General features: G+C 66.6%; 13 protein-coding genes and 1 pseudogene. 10 read left to right on the top strand and 4 right to left on the bottom strand.

Translation table 11 applies throughout. The annotated features are described in order from the left end of the window. Window positions 1-6: 6 nt before the first annotated feature. Window positions 7-1,497, top strand: a complete 1,491-nt coding sequence (locus tag ACAD63_RS29690) for an HDOD domain-containing protein (RefSeq protein WP_135703734.1) — start codon at window positions 7-9, stop codon at window positions 1,495-1,497. 160 nt (window positions 1,498-1,657) lie between these two features. Here the strand turns inward: ACAD63_RS29690 and ACAD63_RS29685 are convergent, their stop codons facing one another. Then, window positions 1,658-3,073 (bottom strand): PLP-dependent aminotransferase family protein, encoded by a 1,416-nt coding sequence (locus ACAD63_RS29685; protein ID WP_135703735.1) that lies wholly within the window; start codon window positions 3,071-3,073, stop codon window positions 1,658-1,660. Window positions 3,074-3,160: 87 nt separating this feature from the next. Here ACAD63_RS29685 and ACAD63_RS29680 point away from each other — a divergent pair, with 87 nt between their 5' ends. The 4 genes from ACAD63_RS29680 to ACAD63_RS29665 all read left to right on the top strand — a co-directional run bounded on the left by ACAD63_RS29680 (window position 3,161) and on the right by ACAD63_RS29665 (window position 5,827). Continuing rightward, the gene (locus tag ACAD63_RS29680) at window positions 3,161-3,577 is read left to right on the top strand and encodes a cupin domain-containing protein (protein WP_133095299.1); all 417 of its coding nucleotides are present in this window, start codon (window positions 3,161-3,163) and stop codon (window positions 3,575-3,577) included. 9 nt (window positions 3,578-3,586) lie between these two features. Beyond that, window positions 3,587-4,042: a carboxymuconolactone decarboxylase family protein gene (locus tag ACAD63_RS29675; protein ID WP_434034192.1), complete on the top strand. Its 456-nt coding sequence runs from the start codon at window positions 3,587-3,589 to the stop codon at window positions 4,040-4,042. A 386-nt stretch (window positions 4,043-4,428) separates the two neighbouring features. Then, window positions 4,429-5,253, top strand: coding sequence for a DUF2092 domain-containing protein (locus ACAD63_RS29670; protein ID WP_434034191.1), 825 nt, complete (start codon window positions 4,429-4,431; stop codon window positions 5,251-5,253). A gap of 28 nt (window positions 5,254-5,281) precedes the next feature. Continuing rightward, a complete protein-coding gene (locus ACAD63_RS29665; RefSeq protein WP_135703738.1) occupies window positions 5,282-5,827 on the top strand; it encodes a hypothetical protein in 546 nt (181 codons plus the stop codon). Window positions 5,828-5,874: 47 nt separating this feature from the next. Here ACAD63_RS29665 and ACAD63_RS29660 read toward each other — a convergent pair whose 3' ends face one another. Next, entirely contained in the window at window positions 5,875-7,848 is a 1,974-nt protein-coding gene (locus tag ACAD63_RS29660) for an aconitase family protein (protein ID WP_434034190.1), read from the bottom strand. Window positions 7,849-8,043: 195 nt separating this feature from the next. Between ACAD63_RS29660 and ACAD63_RS29655 the strand changes: the two are divergent. Both ACAD63_RS29655 and ACAD63_RS29650 read left to right on the top strand, forming a co-directional pair. Further along, window positions 8,044-8,951: pseudogene (locus ACAD63_RS29655) on the top strand (LysR family transcriptional regulator). Window positions 8,952-9,056: 105 nt separating this feature from the next. Further along, on the top strand, window positions 9,057-10,043 hold the full coding sequence (locus ACAD63_RS29650) for a Bug family tripartite tricarboxylate transporter substrate binding protein (RefSeq protein ID WP_434034189.1): 987 nt from the start codon (window positions 9,057-9,059) through the stop codon (window positions 10,041-10,043). Window positions 10,044-10,104: 61 nt separating this feature from the next. On the opposite strand, the gene ACAD63_RS29645 is transcribed toward ACAD63_RS29650, so the two are convergent. Both ACAD63_RS29645 and phaP read right to left on the bottom strand, forming a co-directional pair. Next, complete coding sequence (locus ACAD63_RS29645) at window positions 10,105-10,965, bottom strand: response regulator transcription factor (RefSeq protein ID WP_434034188.1); 861 nt, start codon at window positions 10,963-10,965, stop codon at window positions 10,105-10,107. A gap of 85 nt (window positions 10,966-11,050) precedes the next feature. Then, on the bottom strand, window positions 11,051-11,446 hold the full coding sequence (phaP, locus tag ACAD63_RS29640) for a TIGR01841 family phasin (RefSeq protein ID WP_167884564.1): 396 nt from the start codon (window positions 11,444-11,446) through the stop codon (window positions 11,051-11,053). 333 nt (window positions 11,447-11,779) lie between these two features. Between phaP and ACAD63_RS29635 the strand changes: the two genes are divergently transcribed. The 3 genes from ACAD63_RS29635 (at window position 11,780) to ACAD63_RS29625 (ending at window position 15,001) form a co-directional block, all read left to right on the top strand. After that, entirely contained in the window at window positions 11,780-12,667 is an 888-nt protein-coding gene (locus ACAD63_RS29635; RefSeq protein ID WP_195431496.1) for a LysR substrate-binding domain-containing protein, read from the top strand. Window positions 12,668-12,839: 172 nt separating this feature from the next. Further along, window positions 12,840-13,589 (top strand): SDR family NAD(P)-dependent oxidoreductase, encoded by a 750-nt coding sequence (locus tag ACAD63_RS29630; protein WP_133095290.1) that lies wholly within the window; start codon window positions 12,840-12,842, stop codon window positions 13,587-13,589. Between the two features lie 83 nt (window positions 13,590-13,672). After that, the gene (locus ACAD63_RS29625; RefSeq protein ID WP_135703743.1) at window positions 13,673-15,001 is read left to right on the top strand and encodes an MFS transporter; all 1,329 of its coding nucleotides are present in this window, start codon (window positions 13,673-13,675) and stop codon (window positions 14,999-15,001) included. The last annotated feature ends 16 nt before the right edge of the window (window positions 15,002-15,017 follow it).

Here is a 15,017-nt window from a genome sequence, read left to right as displayed (position 1 = left end):
ATGGCCATGGATAAGCAGGCATTCCTCGACCAGCTATGGGCCAGGCTCGCCGAGCAGGGCGATTTCCCGACGCTGCAGTATTGCATCGATCATGTCTTCAGTTCGCTCGATGCGGAGCGGAACGTCGGCGAAATGGCCAGCAGCATCCTGTCGGACTTCAGCCTGTCGCAGAAGATCATCCGGCTGTCCAATTCCGCCATGTACCGGTCGTTCGGCGGCGAGGTCACCACCGTTTCGCGCGCGATCATGGTGCTGGGGGTGGATACGGTCATCCACCTGACGCTGGGCGTGCGCGTGCTCGACTTTTTCCAGACCATGCCGGAAAACCGGCCACGGGCCGCGCAAGCGCTCAAGCAGGCCATGGTGGCGGCGGAATTCACCCGGACACTGGCCGAAGCGCGCGGCATCGCCGACGGGGAAGAGGCCGTGGTCTGCACGCTGATGCACCATGTGAGCCGGCTGCTGCTGGTCCTGTATGTGCCGGAGGCGTGGGACCGCATTGCCGCCGTGTGCGAGGCCGGCGAGCAGATCGGCGAGGACGATGCCTGCCGCGAAGTCCTGGGCGTGTCGCTGGGCGAGATCGCCCGGGCGGCTGCCGTCAAATGGCGCCTACCCCCGCTGATCGCCGGCGCCATGAGCGCGCCCCCGTTACCGGAAGGCGCCATGCCGGAGACGCATGCCGGCTGGCTGGGCGCCGTTGCCCGGCTGTCGTCGCAGGCGGCCGCTTCGATCCTGGCGGGGCAGGATGATCCATTGGCCGAAAGCCCTGTTCGGGCCAACAGTTCCCTACGCGCCGACAGTCCGCTGCAGGCCGCCAATCCGTTGTTGGCCGCGGCGCAACGGCTCGGCCTGGAGCCGGCGCATCTCGGGCAGGCGCTGGCACAGGCCAGGGCGCTGACGACCTCGATGGCAGCCACGGACGCCGCCAGCCAGGCCGGCGACGACGCCGGCCAGCAAGGCAGCAAGCCCGCCGATGCGCTGGCCAGGCTGCAGCGCGCCGTCGCGGAAGTCCGGCAGGAGGGCGGGGCGATGTCCATTGCCGAGCTGGCGCCCTTTGCGCTGGAGTCGGCAATGCGCGCGCTGAACTTCTCGCGCTGCTTCCTGATGCTGCTCAACCCATCGGCCAGGCGCTTCGGCGCGCGGCTCGGCTTTGGCGAGGGCATGCGCGAGAAGCTCGACCAGCTGTCCTTCGAAGAGGGCTTCGTTCCGGACGTGTTCCACTTCGCCACGCTGGCGGACCGGCCTTTGCTGATCGAGGACACCTTTGACAGGGAGGCCGCGCACCGCGTGCCGCGCTGGTATCGCGAAGCCATGCCCGATGCCCGCGCGCTGCTGCTGATCCCGGTGCGGGTGCGCAATCGCTGCGTGGCCCTGATCTGCGGCGACTGGGGCGACGCGCGCTTCACCGGTGCGCTGAGCGCGGAGGAGGCCGACGCGATCGTCCAGCTGGCGGCGGAGATTTCGGCCGGCTTCCTGCGGTCGGCGCCGGCGCGATAGGCGGGCAGGGCAGGCGCGGCTGGCGGCGCCGCGCTCACGCGGGAAATGGCATGGAACAGCCCGTTCCAGGCGGCGTCGCCCCACGGCGTGCCATAGACGGAATGCAGCCGCCACGCCAGCCAGGCGGCCAGGCCGCGGCGCCGGGTCCAGTGCCCTTGCCCTACGAAAACTTGCGGATCAGGTGTTGCAAGCGATCGCAGGCGGCCGGGACCTGGTGTTCAATCGCTGTCGCGACACCAAGAAGCAGGCCAGACCGCTGCGTGGAGGCAGAGCAGTACCAGCCCGATAACGGTGCGGGCGCCAGCCCGTAGGCATAGGCTTCCCGGGCGATCCTCTTGTCGTCGGCGCCGTCCGGCAGCCTCACCACTACGGCAAGGCCTGCCGGATAGGCCTGGAATCCCCTGGCACTGAGCGCCGCCAGAAGCGCATCGCTGCGGGCTGCGTAAATGCGTTTCATACGACGCAGATGCCGCATATAGTGCCCATCGCGCATAAACTCGGCCGTCGCCATCTGCACCGCCGGCCCGGGCGCGGAAGCAAGGCAGGCGACGACTTCATCGAAGCGCGATACCAGGCCGGGCGGCACGACGACGAAGCCGAGCCGCAGCGTCGGGCTGAGCGTCTTGCTGAAAGACCCGATATGGATGACCCGTCCCGCCCGATCCTGCGATGCCAGTGCGGGAGCCGCCCGGCGCCTGAGCTGGAGTTCGCCAAGGTAGTCGTCCTCGATGATCCAGGCACCCGCGCGGCTTGCCCATTCGAGCAGTTGCACGCGACGACCGAGCGACAGTGTCGGGCCCAGAGGCGCCTGTTGCCCTGCGGTGACCAGGGCCACCGCGGCATCCGGTGCATGCTCTTCGCCATAGCTGACGTCGATGCCATCTTCGTCCACAGGAACGGGAACGGTCGTGAGCCGGGAAAGTGACATGGCCCTGCGACTGGGCATAAATCCGGGGTTCTCGACCCAGGCTTTTCGGCCCTCGGCCTGAATCACCCGCAGCGTTACACCGAGCGCCCCCGAAAAGCCTGTGGTAATGAAGATCTGCGAGAGCTGACATTCAATACCTCGCGACAAGGCCAGGTGTGCGGCGATTTCTCGCCGGAGTTCATGCTCGCCGCGCGGATCCGGGTAGGCCGCCGGCGCCTCCACCTCGTCACGTGCCGCACGCGATCGCAGCCGCGCGAACAAGGTGGCAGGGAAGCAATCCGATGCCGGCACGCCCATCTGAAAGACCGCGGGACCGGGCAGGAAGTGCTGGTACAGCTCCGAGCGCAGATCCGACTCGACCGAGCGCGCCTGTTCCGCGACAGGCCTTGCGACCGCGGTATGGTCGGAAACCCTGGTCCCGCCGGCGCGCGACGAGACCACCAGTTGCGCATCGGTCAGCCGCTCGTACGCTGTCTTGACGGTGCCTCGAGCCACTCCAAGCTGGGCAGCGAGGTCCATCCACGAAGGCAATCTGGCGCCCGGAACGAGTACGCCACTCTCGATGGCAGCGGTGATACCCAGCCGTATCTGTTCCGCCAGTGAAGTCCTGGACGCACGGTCCAGCTTCAGCGCCAGGATCTTCGTCATCGCTTCTGGTGCATTCAGAAATTGCGTTTTTGGTTCTTTTTTGTGAACCAGGTGGAGCGCATGATTCTAGCCTCCAAGGAGCCAAACATGAAACTGCAACGCTTTCTTCTCTCGCTGGTGGCGGCTACGGGCATGGCCTTTACCGGGGTCGCTTCGGCCCACGGCGCGGGCGACACGGTCAAGCCCAACTTCTCGAAAGAGATTCCCAATATCCCAGGCAAGTCGCTCATTGCCGTGGAGGTTTTCTATCCGCCCGGTGGCGCTTCGCTGCCGCATAGCCATGCCAAATCGTCGTTCATCTATGCATACGTCGTTTCGGGCAGCATCGCGAGCAAGGTGAATGACGAACCGGAACGTGTGTACAAGGCGGGGGAGAGCTTCTTCGAGGAGCCTGGCTCCCGCCATCCGGTGAGCCGCAACGCGAGCAAGACAAAGCCGGCAAAGCTGCTGGCCGTGTTCGTGGTCGACTCGGCCGACAAGGAACTGACGATCAACGACAACTAGGAGTTTGAAATGAGACTGGATTACACCAAAGCATCGCCGGGCGGTGTCAAGGCATTTGGCGGCGTGTACGGCTATGTCATGCAATCGGGCCTTGAAGACGTGCTAGTCGAACTGGTCTATCTGCGCGTGAGCCAGATCAACGGGTGCGCTTATTGCCTCGACATGCATACCCGTGACCTGATCAAGAAGGGCATCACCCCTGCAAAGCTCGCGCTCGTGCAAGCCTGGCATGAAGCAGGGCCGTTGTTCAGCGACCGCGAGAAGGCCGCACTCGCATGGGCTGAGTCGGTCACGCTGGTGGCGGACACACATGTGCCCGAGGAGGACTTCAAGGCCGCGGCCGCGGTGTTCAGCGAGAAAGAACTCGCTGACCTCACGATGGCGATCAGCCTGATGAATGCCTATAACCGGCTTGCCATCAGCTTTCGCCGCGCACCGGATTCCGCGCTGGCTGCGCAAGAGTGAGGCCTGTCGTCCCTCTGTATCGAGCGGAGCCGGTTGAGAGAAAACGCGCCTGTTCTGGCGCGTTTTTCCTGTTTGCGGCCAGTAGTTCCTTCGGCGACTTCTTGGTCAGCAGCAACAGCCCCGGCACACAAGAATTTCGCTTTTCTTGACCGCCTCCTCGTTCCTGGGGTGAATCCGAAATGACTTGCACGGCATTCCGGTCTGGCTCGGCTTCCATCCGCCCGCCGGTACGACCCACTGCACCCCCACTACAACACGGCTTACCGCTCCCACAAAAAGATTCACTTCACTTCCCACCTTCCGTCATAGAAGATTCCCCAGCATCTCCATCTCCGGCCTGAAGCCGCATGCGGCCGGGCGATTGTCCAGTCAATTGGGAGTTCACCATGGCACGCATACCGGCCCTGACCCTGCTTGTCATCGCGCTGGCGGCCTGCAGCAGTACGCCGCCCGCGCCGCCACCCGCAACGCCCGCGTCATCGGCCGCATCCGCCGCGGGACCGGCCGGTAACGTGCAGGCACAGGCGCAACCCCAGCCGAACGCAGTCGACCCTGCAGCGATCCAGGCGCTCAACGACATGGGCAAGTACCTGCAATCCCTGCGCCAGTTCGAGGTCTTTATCGACCTGTCTGGTGAACGGGTGCTGCAGGACGGCCAGAAACTGCAGCACACCGCCATGGCGGACCTGGATGTGCAGCGGCCGGACCGGCTGCGCGCGCTGATGCGCAGCGCGCGCTCGCAGCGCGACCTGATCTATGACGGCAAGCAGGTCACGCTGTATTCGCCCGCGCAGAAGTCGTACTCGCAGGTCAACTTCAGCGACAACCTGGGCGTGCTGGCGCAGCGGCTGCGCGAACGCTTCGGCGTGGAGATTCCGTCGGCCGACCTGTTCCTGTGGGGCACGCCCGCGGCGCCGCTGGACAGCATGGAATCGGCGATGAACGCCGGCCAGGACATCGTCGGCGGCGAGTTGTGCGACCACTATGCATTCCGCCAGGGGCAGCTCGACTGGCAGATATGGATCGCCAGCGGCAACCGTCCGCTGCCGCGCAAGCTCGTCATCACCAACCGGGCCGACGAGGCCAGGCCGCAATCGGTCACGCTGTACAAGTGGAACCTCAATCCGAAGTTCGGCAATTCGGCGTTCGCCTTCACGCCGCCCAAGGACGCCAGGAAGGCGGAGTTTGTTCCGCTGAAGGCCACCCGGTAACGGGACCATGGACAAAAGGAGCATTGCCATGACCTACACATTCGCAAAGCCGCTCGCAGTGTGCACGGCCGCGCTCGTGCTGGTGGCCTCCGGCTGGACACCGGTGGCCGAGGCCGCCCGCGGTGGCGGCGGGCATGGCGGCGGTGGCGGACCTGCCGCGGGCGGTGGACACGCTGCCGGCGGCCAGCGCGCCGCTGCCGGCGGCGCCAACCGCGAAGCGCGACAGGTGAACAACCAGCGTGCCGACGCGCGCACCAACAACGTCCGCAACACCAGCGTCAACAACGTCAACGCCAACCGCAACGTCAACGTCAATACGAGCCGTAACGTCAACGTGAACGTCGACAGTCATGGCGGCTGCTGCGGCTGGGACAACGATTACCACCCGGTGGCGACGGCCGCTGCGGTCACGGCCACTGTCGCCGTGACGTCGGCGGTGGTGGGTTCCATGGTGCGCTCGGTCCCGCCGAGCTGCGTGCCGGTCAACTACGGCGGCATGGTCTACCAGCAGTGCGGCAGTACCTGGTACATGCCGCAGGGCGCGCAGTACGTCGTGGTCAATCCGCCGTACTGACGACAGGCCTGGGCGCGCCGGCGGGCTACCTCGCCGGCCCGGCGGGCTTACCCATGGCGCCGCTGCAAGTCATGGAATGACACCAGCTCGCCGGCCATCGCACTGGCAGCCACGGTGGGCGGGCTGGCCAGCCACACCTGCCCGGGACCCGAGCGCCCGGGGAAATTCCGGTTGATCGAACTCACTGTCACTTGCCCGGCCCGTTCCGACGAACCCGGGCCGCAGTTGGCGCACGCCCCGCACGATGGCTGCAGGATGCGCGCGCCGACCGCATGGAACGTTTCCATGTAGCCCTGGCGGATGCAGTAGTCCCGGACGTCGGTGGTGCCGAACTGCAGGTAGAGCGTGACATGCGGCGGCAGCCGCAGGCCGCGCTGCACCGCCCAGTGCAGCACCTCGTGGTACAGGTCGAAGTCCTCGCGCTTGCCGGCAGTGCAGGAGCCGCCGTAGGCGATATCCACGCGCACGCGCCCGTCCAGCGCGGCCAGCGGCAAGCCGTTGCCGGGGTCGCCGGGGCGGGCCACCATCGGGCCGAGCGTGCTGCAGTCCAGTTCGATGGTGGCTGCGAAGGCGGCATCGTCATCGCTGCGCATCCACGGCTCGATCACGAAATCGATGCCCCGGCGCTCCCTGAGGAAGCGCACCGTCTGCGCATCCGGCGCGACGATGCCGGTGAAACCGCCCAACTCGGCGCACATATTGGTCAGCGTGGCGCGTTCGTCGATGGACATCGCGCGCACGACGGGACCGGTGAACTCGAACACCTTGCCGACCCCGGCGCCTGCCTTGATCCCGGCCTGCGCCAGCAGGTGCAGCACCACATCCTTGGCCGTGACGCCAGGCGCAAGTGCCCCGTGGAGCGCGACGCGGATGCCCTCGGGCATGGTCATGCGCACCGCACCCGTCACGAACGCATTGGCCATGTCGGTCGTGCCGACGCCGAAGGCCACGCAGCCCAGCGCGCCGCTATGGGGGGTGTGCGAGTCGGTGCCCACCACGACCTGTCCCGGCAGTGCATAGCGCTCGGCCATCATCGCGTGCGAGATGCCGGCGGCGTGGCTGCCGTCGTCGGTGCGGGACGCTTCCTCTGTGAGCGTGCGGTGGCAACGCAGCTGGTAGGCGTCGACGAACTCCCGCTGTGCCGCGCACATCCGGGCAATGTTGTCGACCAGCCCGCCACGCACATGCGCGGGGCTTTCATTGACGTAGGAGGTATGGTCCTCGAATACCACGATGCGCTCGGGATCCTCAAGCCGCAGCGGCCTGCCAAACGTGGCGTGCAGCATGTGGGCGCACATGCCGGTGTAGTACTCGTGGATAAAGCGCCAGTCCGCGCGCACGAAGATGCCGTCGCCCGGTTGCGGGCCCGCCAGGGATATCGGCATCACGGGCGTCGCCAGCAGGTGGCGGTGGACGATCTTCTCAAAGAGGGTTTGCGGTGCCGCGGGCGGCGTCGCGGCGGCCGGTTCGACCTTGCCCAGGTATTGCCGGCCGAACTTCAGCAGCCCGCCGCTCAGCAGGATGGCGGCGGCCAGCGCGTCGCGCCCGGCCACCAGCGCTTGCGCGGCGATCGGCTCGCCGGCCTGCAGGCGCGCTAGCAGGCCGAAGTCGGTCGAGGTGAACAGGCCGATGTTGTCGGCGTTCTGTCGGTAGATGCGCTCGAAGCTGCGCGCGATCACCAGCCGGATGCCGGCGAGCTTTTCTGCCGCCGGGCTATGCTCGCGCGACGATCCCTTGCCGTAGCGGTTGCCCGCGACCGTCACCGAGAAGCCGCCCTCGCGGATCGCGCCGGGCGCGACCGGGCAGGTGCCGCCGACCTTGTAGCCGGTATAGGGGTAGCGGCCGAGCTTGTCGTCATAGTGCGTCAGGATCGGCACCGGCGTGATCTCGTCGGTGGACACGTCGTCGCGCAGGGGCCCGGCTTGCTCAGGCGTGAGGGCCTCGCCTTGCAGCTGGCGCGCCATGGCGTCCGCCGAGTCGGCGAGGAACAGGATGCGGCCTGCGAAATCTTGGGCGCTCATGCGGGTCTCCAGTGGCATATTGGCGGCACTTTACTGGCTGCATCGCGCCGGCACGAAGCGCTGATCCGGCATGTCTGCTATCTGCGGGTGGCATATCAGGGTTAACCCATGTGTTCGGCGTGGTGCATGCGGCAGGCCTGTGCGCAGGCGTTAGTATTCGGCGACACGCGGCTCGCCGCCGGCATCCTGAAGACCATGCACCGCATCGACCCCGTCAATATCCAGCTGTTCCTGGCCGCGGCACGCGAAGGCTCGATCAAGCGCGCGGCGGAGACCGAACACATTGCGCAGTCGGCGCTAGCCGGCGCATCGCCGAACTGGAGCGCAGCCTTGGGGTGGTGCTGTTCGTGCGTTCGCCCGCCGGCGTGGTGCTGACCGATGCTGGCGCCCGCGCGCTCGAACTGGGCCGCAAGCTCAATGAGGACATCGCCAGCTTCGCGCGCGAAGTGCAGGATCTCGGCGACCAGGTGGCCGGCGTGGTGCGCGTGTCGGCCAGTCCGTCGGCCATCATCGGCTTCCTGCCGGAGCGGCTGCATGCGTTCAAGGCGGCGCATCCGCTGGTCGAGATCGCGCTGTACGAACGTTCCACTGCCGAATCGATCCGCGCCTGCCTCGATGACCGCGTCGACATCGGCATCGGCGTCGCGGCCAAGACGCCTGCTGGGCTGGAGTCGTGGCCGTTCGCCAGCGATCCGCTCAATGTCGTGCTGCCGTCGTCGCACCGGCTGGCGCGGCGCAAGCGCATCCGCTATGCCGAAGTGCTGGAGCATCCGCTGGTGGTGGTGCAGCCCGGCGGCGCGCTCGACCAGGAGCTGCGCGAACAGGCGGCGAACCTGCGCCTGCCGTTCAACCAGAGCGTGACGGTGTCAAGCTTCGAAGCCGCATGCCGCATGGTCGAGGCCGGCCTGGGCATCGCCGTGCTGCCGGCCAGTGCCGGCGCTGCCTATGCCGGCACGCGCGGCTTTGTGCGCGTGCCGCTCGACGAGCCGTGGCGCGAGCGGCAGCTGCTGATCTACGCGCCCTACAAGCAGCCGCGGCTGCGCGCGATCGCGGCCATGATCCGCGCGCTCCAGCCAGGCACCACGGAGGCTATGCCGGGCTGAGATAGCCGGTCCAGCGGATTAGCACTCTGCCGCGCAGCGACGCAGCCCTACACTCCGACCCAAGGCCACCGCCCACGGTGCGATTTCAATAAACGGAGACAAGGAATGCGGACAACGCTGTTTCGGCGGGCGTGCCATGCGCTTGCGGGTATCACCACACTGGCCATGCTGGGCGGCCTGCCTGGCGCGGTCAACGCCCAGGAAACCAGGCCGGTCAGGCTGATCGTGCCAACCCAGCCGGGATCGCAGGCCGACGCCGTGGCGCGTGCGCTGAGCCAGCCGCTGGGCAAGCACCTGGGCCAGTCGGTGGTGATCGAGAATATTGCCGGTGCCGGCGGCGTGCCGGGTACGCAGCAGATCGTCAGGGCGCCGAAAGACGGCTCGACGCTGGGCCTGATCTCGTCGAACCACGTGATCAACCCGTTTATCTACAAGAACCTGCCCTATGACTCGCTCAAGGACATCACGCCGATCACGGTGATCGGCACGCTGCCGCTGGTGCTGGTCGTCAATCCTGCCGTCAACGCGCAAACCACCCGCGAACTGGTCGCGCTGCTCAAGTCGAAGCCGGGCGAGCTCAACTATGGCTCGTCGGGCAACGGCACGGTGCTGCATCTGGCCGGGCAACTGTTTGCCAGCGAAGCGAAGGTCGATATCCGGCATGTACCTTACAAGGGCGCGGGTAACTACACTACGGACCTTGTCGGCGGCCAGGTGCAGGTCGGCTTCCTGACGGTGCAGGCGGTGCTGCCGCTGCTGAAGGCCGGCAAGCTGAAGGCCATCGCCGTGTCGACCGCCCAGCGCGTGCCGGCTCTGCCGGACGTGCCGACGCTGGCGGAGTCGGGCCTGCCGCGCTACAGCTTCGATGCCTGGCTGGCGATCGTGGGCCCGGCGGGCCTGTCGAAGGCGAACGTGTCGGCGTTGCAGTCGAAGATCCAGGCCACGCTGCAGGAGCGCGACGTGCAGGAGCATCTGGCGGGGCAGGGCGTGGTCGTGGCGGCCACCGGTGCCGACGCGGCCGTGCCGTTCTTTCGCAGCGAGCTGGACAAGCATGCGAGGATCGTCAGGCAGGCGGGCGCGACGCTGAACTAAGGCAACGTGCCTGACACCGGGGACCCGCCGCTTGCGGCGGGTCCTTTTCCTTTTGCACTCCCTACAGCGCGGCGCAGTCTTCCGGATCCGCGACAGCCGCACGCGGCACCGGCTTGGTTGTGCTTGCCACGGGCTTCGGTGCCGGTTGCCCAGGGCCGGGAGCCAGGGCCTGTCCCAGACGCGCACCGCGTTGCAGCGCCACATGGACGGCTTCGCCCTTGCTGCGGACGCCGAGCGCCTTGTAAAGGGCGTTGCAATGGCACTTGACCGTCGCCACTGAAACGTTCAGCTGCCGGCTGATGGTCTTGGCGGGATAGCCGCGTGCGAGCAGTACGAGGATTCCGTACTGGCGCGGCGTGAGGCCGAGCGCGTGGGCCTCGCCGGGCGAACGGACGTCGGCCACCGTGTCGTCGTTTGCAGTAAAGGCGCCTTTGGCGCGGCGCTCCGCGTTTCGTCCGGCGCTGCCTTGGCGCATGCCATCGTGCGATGCCGGCGCAGTATCCGGTGCCATATCCGGTTCCAGCGCCGCCCGCCGGCTGAACGGCCTCAGGCTGACCTGGTAGCCGCTGCCGACCAGCCGGATCGCTGCTTCCAGCACATCGGGCTGCACCGATTTCGGCAGGCAACCCACGACGCCCGCCGTGACCTTGTCATCGACCCAGTTCCGGGGCGCGATGTCGCAAAGTACCAGCAGCCGCGCCGCGGGCCACATCCTGCCGACCTGGCACAGCAGCTGCCATGCAGCCTCCGGATCGTCCGGCAGCCCCAGCACGACCAATGTGATGCCTTCGCCGGCAGCGCAGTGCCCCGCGAGTTCAGCCGGGTCGGCGGTAACGAGTTCGCCGACGGCGTCGACGTTTTCCAGTGTCCTGCGCAACGCCACCCGCAGCAAAGCGTGGGATTCAATCAACAGCACCTTCATTGCACATGTCTCTCTTGCGCGCGGACGCGGCGCCGCGGCCGCGGCAGGGAGCGGCATGCGGCATCGTACGTCCGGCGGCCGTGATTTATGCGGCGGCTCGCGTTGCGACTGGCGACATGGTGGCGTGGCTCAGCCTGGATTGCGCAAGCTCGACCGCTTGCTGGAAGCGGGCCTGCGCTAGCTGGGCAAGCCCGGCCTGCGTTTCGGACGCGATTTCATACAGCTGCCGCGTGTAGGCGCAGGCCTTGTCTGCGGCAACGGGCGTCAGGCCGTTCTGCATGTCGAGGACCTTGCGCAGGTCCCTGCTGGCCAGCAGCGCCTGCATCCGCTGCTGGCTTTCGTCGAAGGCTGCCTGCGCGGTCTGCAGGTTCAGCTCGGCGATCCGCTGGAAGCCGGCAAACAGGATGCTGGAGTAGGCGAAGCAGTCAGCGAAGCCGCTGCCGTGACTGGCAGGGAACTGATCGGGCGCGAAATCGGGCATGCAATGGTTTCCTTGGATCCGCCGGGGCATGGTGCCCGACGACAGGTTTGCGGGTGAACGCACGACCGGAGGAGTGCGTCGGAGGAGACGCCCGGCGTGCTGCGTTGCATCATTCGCGCCCAATTTTAGAGTAAGCACTCTAAACAATGTGATCCGCAGGCCTAGGGGGATTCCCCGATGGCTTCAGCGTTTCTGTACGATTTTGTTTTTTTCGTTTTCGTTTGGCATTTCGGCCGGCGCGTTCCGGAACACAGCCGCAATGCGCGACGAATGACGGAGGAGATCGGCATAGCGGCAAGTAGAATCGCTGCGACTCCATCCCCTCGACATGCCATGCGGATTCCCCCGGTAAAGGCCATCATCGCTTTCGAAAGCGTCGCCAGGACCAAGAGCGTCAGCCGCGCCGCTGATGAACTCGGCCTGACCGCTTCCGCCGTCAGCCACCAGCTCAGCAACCTGGAAGAGATCCTGGGCCAGCCGCTGTTCTTCCGGCAAGGGCGCGGGCTGGCGCTGACGTCGGTGGGCGAGCAGTACCTGCGCGATATCACCGGCGTGCTGGCCGATCTCAACCGCGCTACCGAACGCGCCTCGAGCCCGGCCAATATCGAGATCCTGCGCGTCCATTCGAGCCCGAGCTTCGGCCTGATGTGGCTGCTGCCACGGCTAGAATCGTTCCAGGCCGACAATGGCGATATCCAGCTCAACCTGTCGTGCTCGTATGAAGACGTATCGTTCACCAGCGGCTATTACGATGTCGATATCCGCCATGGCTACGCGCACTGGCGCGACCTGCAGGTGAAGACGCTGCGGCGCGAGACGATCGCGCCGCTGGCTTCTCCTGCCTATCTCGAAAAGCATCCGATCCGTACGCCCGAGGATCTGCTGGCGCAGCGGCTGATCTATTCCGAAACGCCGCTGGTGCAGTGGCAACAGTGGTTCGCGCGGTTCGGCGTGCGGGCTTCGCACAAGACCTTCGACTTCAGCTTCGACCGCTCCTACATGTCGCTGGAGACCGCCGCACTGGGCCTGGGCGTGGCGCTGGAAAGCACGCTGCTGGCATCGGTGCAGATCCGCAAGGGCGCACTGATGCCCGTGTTCGACGACAGCCACGCGCTGGAGGTGGGCAGCCACCACGTGGTCTGCCCGGCGCAGAACGCCGGCTTGCCGCGTGTGGCGCGCTTCCTGGCCTGGCTCGACCGCCAGTTGCCGGCGCCGCGCTGAACGCGCGATGCCACATGCGCGGCCGATGAAGTGAACGAGACGGCGCGCTTCGAGGCGACCGTCTGCCGATGTTTGAAAATTTCTCAGCAATAGCTGAGGCAGACCGCGTTGATCGTCAGGCCGCCAGCGACAAAACTCGACACATCCCAAGTCCAATTGCAAGGAGACAAAGATGCTGGTCGAGAACAACGTAGTCATCATCACCGGCGCCGCCTCGCCGCGCGGCATCGGCAGGGCCACCGCCAGGGCCTTCGCCGCGCAGGGTGCCACCGTGGTGATCCTGGACCTGCGCCTCGAAGACGCGCAGGCTGCCGCCGGTGAGCTGGGTGACCGCCACCTGGGCCTGGCCTGCGACGTGACCGACAAGGCCGCCTGCGAACGCGCGGCGCAGACCGTGCTGCAGCGCTACGGTCGCATCGACGCGCTCGTCAATAACGCCGGCATCACCCAGCCGGTGCGCACGCTCGATATCCAGGCGACCGACTACGACGCCGTGCTTGACGTGAACCTGCGCGGCACGCTGTACATGTCGCAGGCGGTGCTGCCGCAGATGCGCGAGCAGAAGCGCGGCAGCATCGTGTGCATGTCGTCAGTGTCGGCGCAGCGTGGCGGCGGCATCTTCGGCGGGCCGCACTACAGCGCCGCCAAGGCCGGCGTGCTGGGCCTGGCGCGCGCCATGGCGCGCGAGTTCGGGCCCGACAGCATCCGCGTCAATTCGATCACGCCGGGCCTGATCCAGACCGACATCACCGGCGACAAGCTCACTCCCGAGATGCGCGCCGACATCATCAAGGGCATCCCGCTGGGCCGGCTGGGCAACGCGGCCGACGTGGCCAACGCCTGCGTGTTCCTGGCGAGCGACATGTCCGCCTACCTGACCGGCATCACGCTGGACGTCAACGGCGGCATGCTGATCCACTAAATTCAAGTGAAGCCGCCCGACAGAGGCGCAGCCTTCAACAGCCGGGGCACCGCAGCGCGGCGCCACCAGGCAGGAGACAACCGATGAAGACCAAATACGCGGCTTCGCCCATCGGCGGCGAAGCGACGCTGCACGCCGATTCCGCCACCTTCGAGACCCGCACCTACGCCAAGGTGGTGAAGCGGCTGATCCCGTTCCTGATGCTCTGCTATCTGGGCGCCTACCTGGACCGGGTCAATGTCGGCTTTGCCAAGCTGCAGATGCTGAGCGACCTGCAGTTCAGCGAAACCATCTACGGCCTTGGCGCCGGCATCTTCTTCCTCGGCTACTTCCTCTTCGAAGTGCCGAGCAACGTGATCCTGCACCGGGTCGGCGCCAAGCGCTGGCTGGCGCGCATCATGCTGACCTGGGCGGTGATCTCGGCGTGCTTCGCCTTTGTCACCACGCCAACCCAGTTCTACGTGCTGCGCTTTCTGCTGGGCGTGGCGGAGGCCGGCTTCGCGCCGGGCGTGATCCTGTACATGACGTACTGGTTCCCCTCCGAGCGGCGTGCCAAGGCATTGTCGATGTTCTTCATGGCGATCCCGCTGGCCGGCATCGTGGGCGGGCCGCTGTCGGGCTGGATCATGCATGCCTTCCACGGCGTGGGCGACCTGGCCGGCTGGAAGTGGCTGTTCCTGATCGAAGCGCTGCCTTCGCTGTGCCTGGGCGTGGCCATCCTGTTCTACCTCGACAACGGCATCGACCACGCGCACTGGCTGACTGACGCCGAGAAGGCCCTGCTCAAGCGCAATATCGAGGGCGACAACGTGCACAAGATGGAACACATGTCGATCCGCTCGTTCATGGCGGACCGCCGCCTGTGGCTGATGGCAGCGATCTACTTCTGCGTGGTGCTGGGCCAGTACGGGCTGACCTTCTGGCTGCCGACCATCATCCGCAAGGCCGGCGTCGCCGATCCGCTGTGGGTGGGCATCTACACCGCGCTGCCGTATCTGTGCGCGATCGTGGCGCTGCCGCTGGTGGGCATGAGCGCCGACCGCCGCCGCGAGCGCCGCTTCCACCTGATCGTGCCGATGGTGGTCGCCGCCACCGGGTTTGCCACCTTGCCGCTGCTGGGCAGTGTCAGTGCATCGCTGGTATGCCTGTGCATCGCCGCCGCCGGCATCCTGGCCTCGTCGTCGCAGTTCTGGGCGTTGCCTACCGCGCTGCTGGGCGGCATGTCGGCCGCAGCGGGCATCGCCGCGGTCAACTGCGTGGCCAACCTGGCTGGCTTCTTCTCGCCCGCCATCGTGGGCTGGCTGAACGACCTGACCGGGAAGTCCACCGCCGGCCTGATGTTCATCTCGGGCACGGTTGTCTTCGGCGCGATGCTGGTGCTCCTGGTCCCCGCCAGGTCCGTGAACCGCTGACACCCCCTCTTTGCCG

Origin of the sequence: Cupriavidus sp. a3 (genome assembly GCF_051015765.1) — a bacterium.
GTDB lineage: Bacteria > Pseudomonadota > Gammaproteobacteria > Burkholderiales > Burkholderiaceae > Cupriavidus > Cupriavidus oxalaticus_A.
This window is presented reverse-complemented; position numbering and strand designations above follow the sequence as displayed.

Coding starts and splice junctions, on each gene's coding strand:
- ACAD63_RS29690 (WP_135703734.1), top strand. CDS start 7: ATGGATAAGCAGGCATTCCTCGACCAGCTATGGGCCAGGCTCGCCGAG.
- ACAD63_RS29680 (WP_133095299.1), top strand. CDS start 3,161: ATGAAACTGCAACGCTTTCTTCTCTCGCTGGTGGCGGCTACGGGCATG.
- ACAD63_RS29670 (WP_434034191.1), top strand. CDS start 4,429: ATGGCACGCATACCGGCCCTGACCCTGCTTGTCATCGCGCTGGCGGCC.
- ACAD63_RS29650 (WP_434034189.1), top strand. CDS start 9,057: ATGCGGACAACGCTGTTTCGGCGGGCGTGCCATGCGCTTGCGGGTATC.
- phaP (WP_167884564.1), bottom strand. CDS start 11,446: ATGCCCGATTTCGCGCCCGATCAGTTCCCTGCCAGTCACGGCAGCGGC.
- ACAD63_RS29665 (WP_135703738.1), top strand. CDS start 5,282: ATGACCTACACATTCGCAAAGCCGCTCGCAGTGTGCACGGCCGCGCTC.
- ACAD63_RS29675 (WP_434034192.1), top strand. CDS start 3,587: ATGAGACTGGATTACACCAAAGCATCGCCGGGCGGTGTCAAGGCATTT.
- ACAD63_RS29635 (WP_195431496.1), top strand. CDS start 11,780: ATGCGGATTCCCCCGGTAAAGGCCATCATCGCTTTCGAAAGCGTCGCC.
- ACAD63_RS29625 (WP_135703743.1), top strand. CDS start 13,673: ATGAAGACCAAATACGCGGCTTCGCCCATCGGCGGCGAAGCGACGCTG.
- ACAD63_RS29660 (WP_434034190.1), bottom strand. CDS start 7,848: ATGAGCGCCCAAGATTTCGCAGGCCGCATCCTGTTCCTCGCCGACTCG.
- ACAD63_RS29685 (WP_135703735.1), bottom strand. CDS start 3,073: ATGACGAAGATCCTGGCGCTGAAGCTGGACCGTGCGTCCAGGACTTCA.
- ACAD63_RS29645 (WP_434034188.1), bottom strand. CDS start 10,965: ATGAAGGTGCTGTTGATTGAATCCCACGCTTTGCTGCGGGTGGCGTTG.
- ACAD63_RS29630 (WP_133095290.1), top strand. CDS start 12,840: ATGCTGGTCGAGAACAACGTAGTCATCATCACCGGCGCCGCCTCGCCG.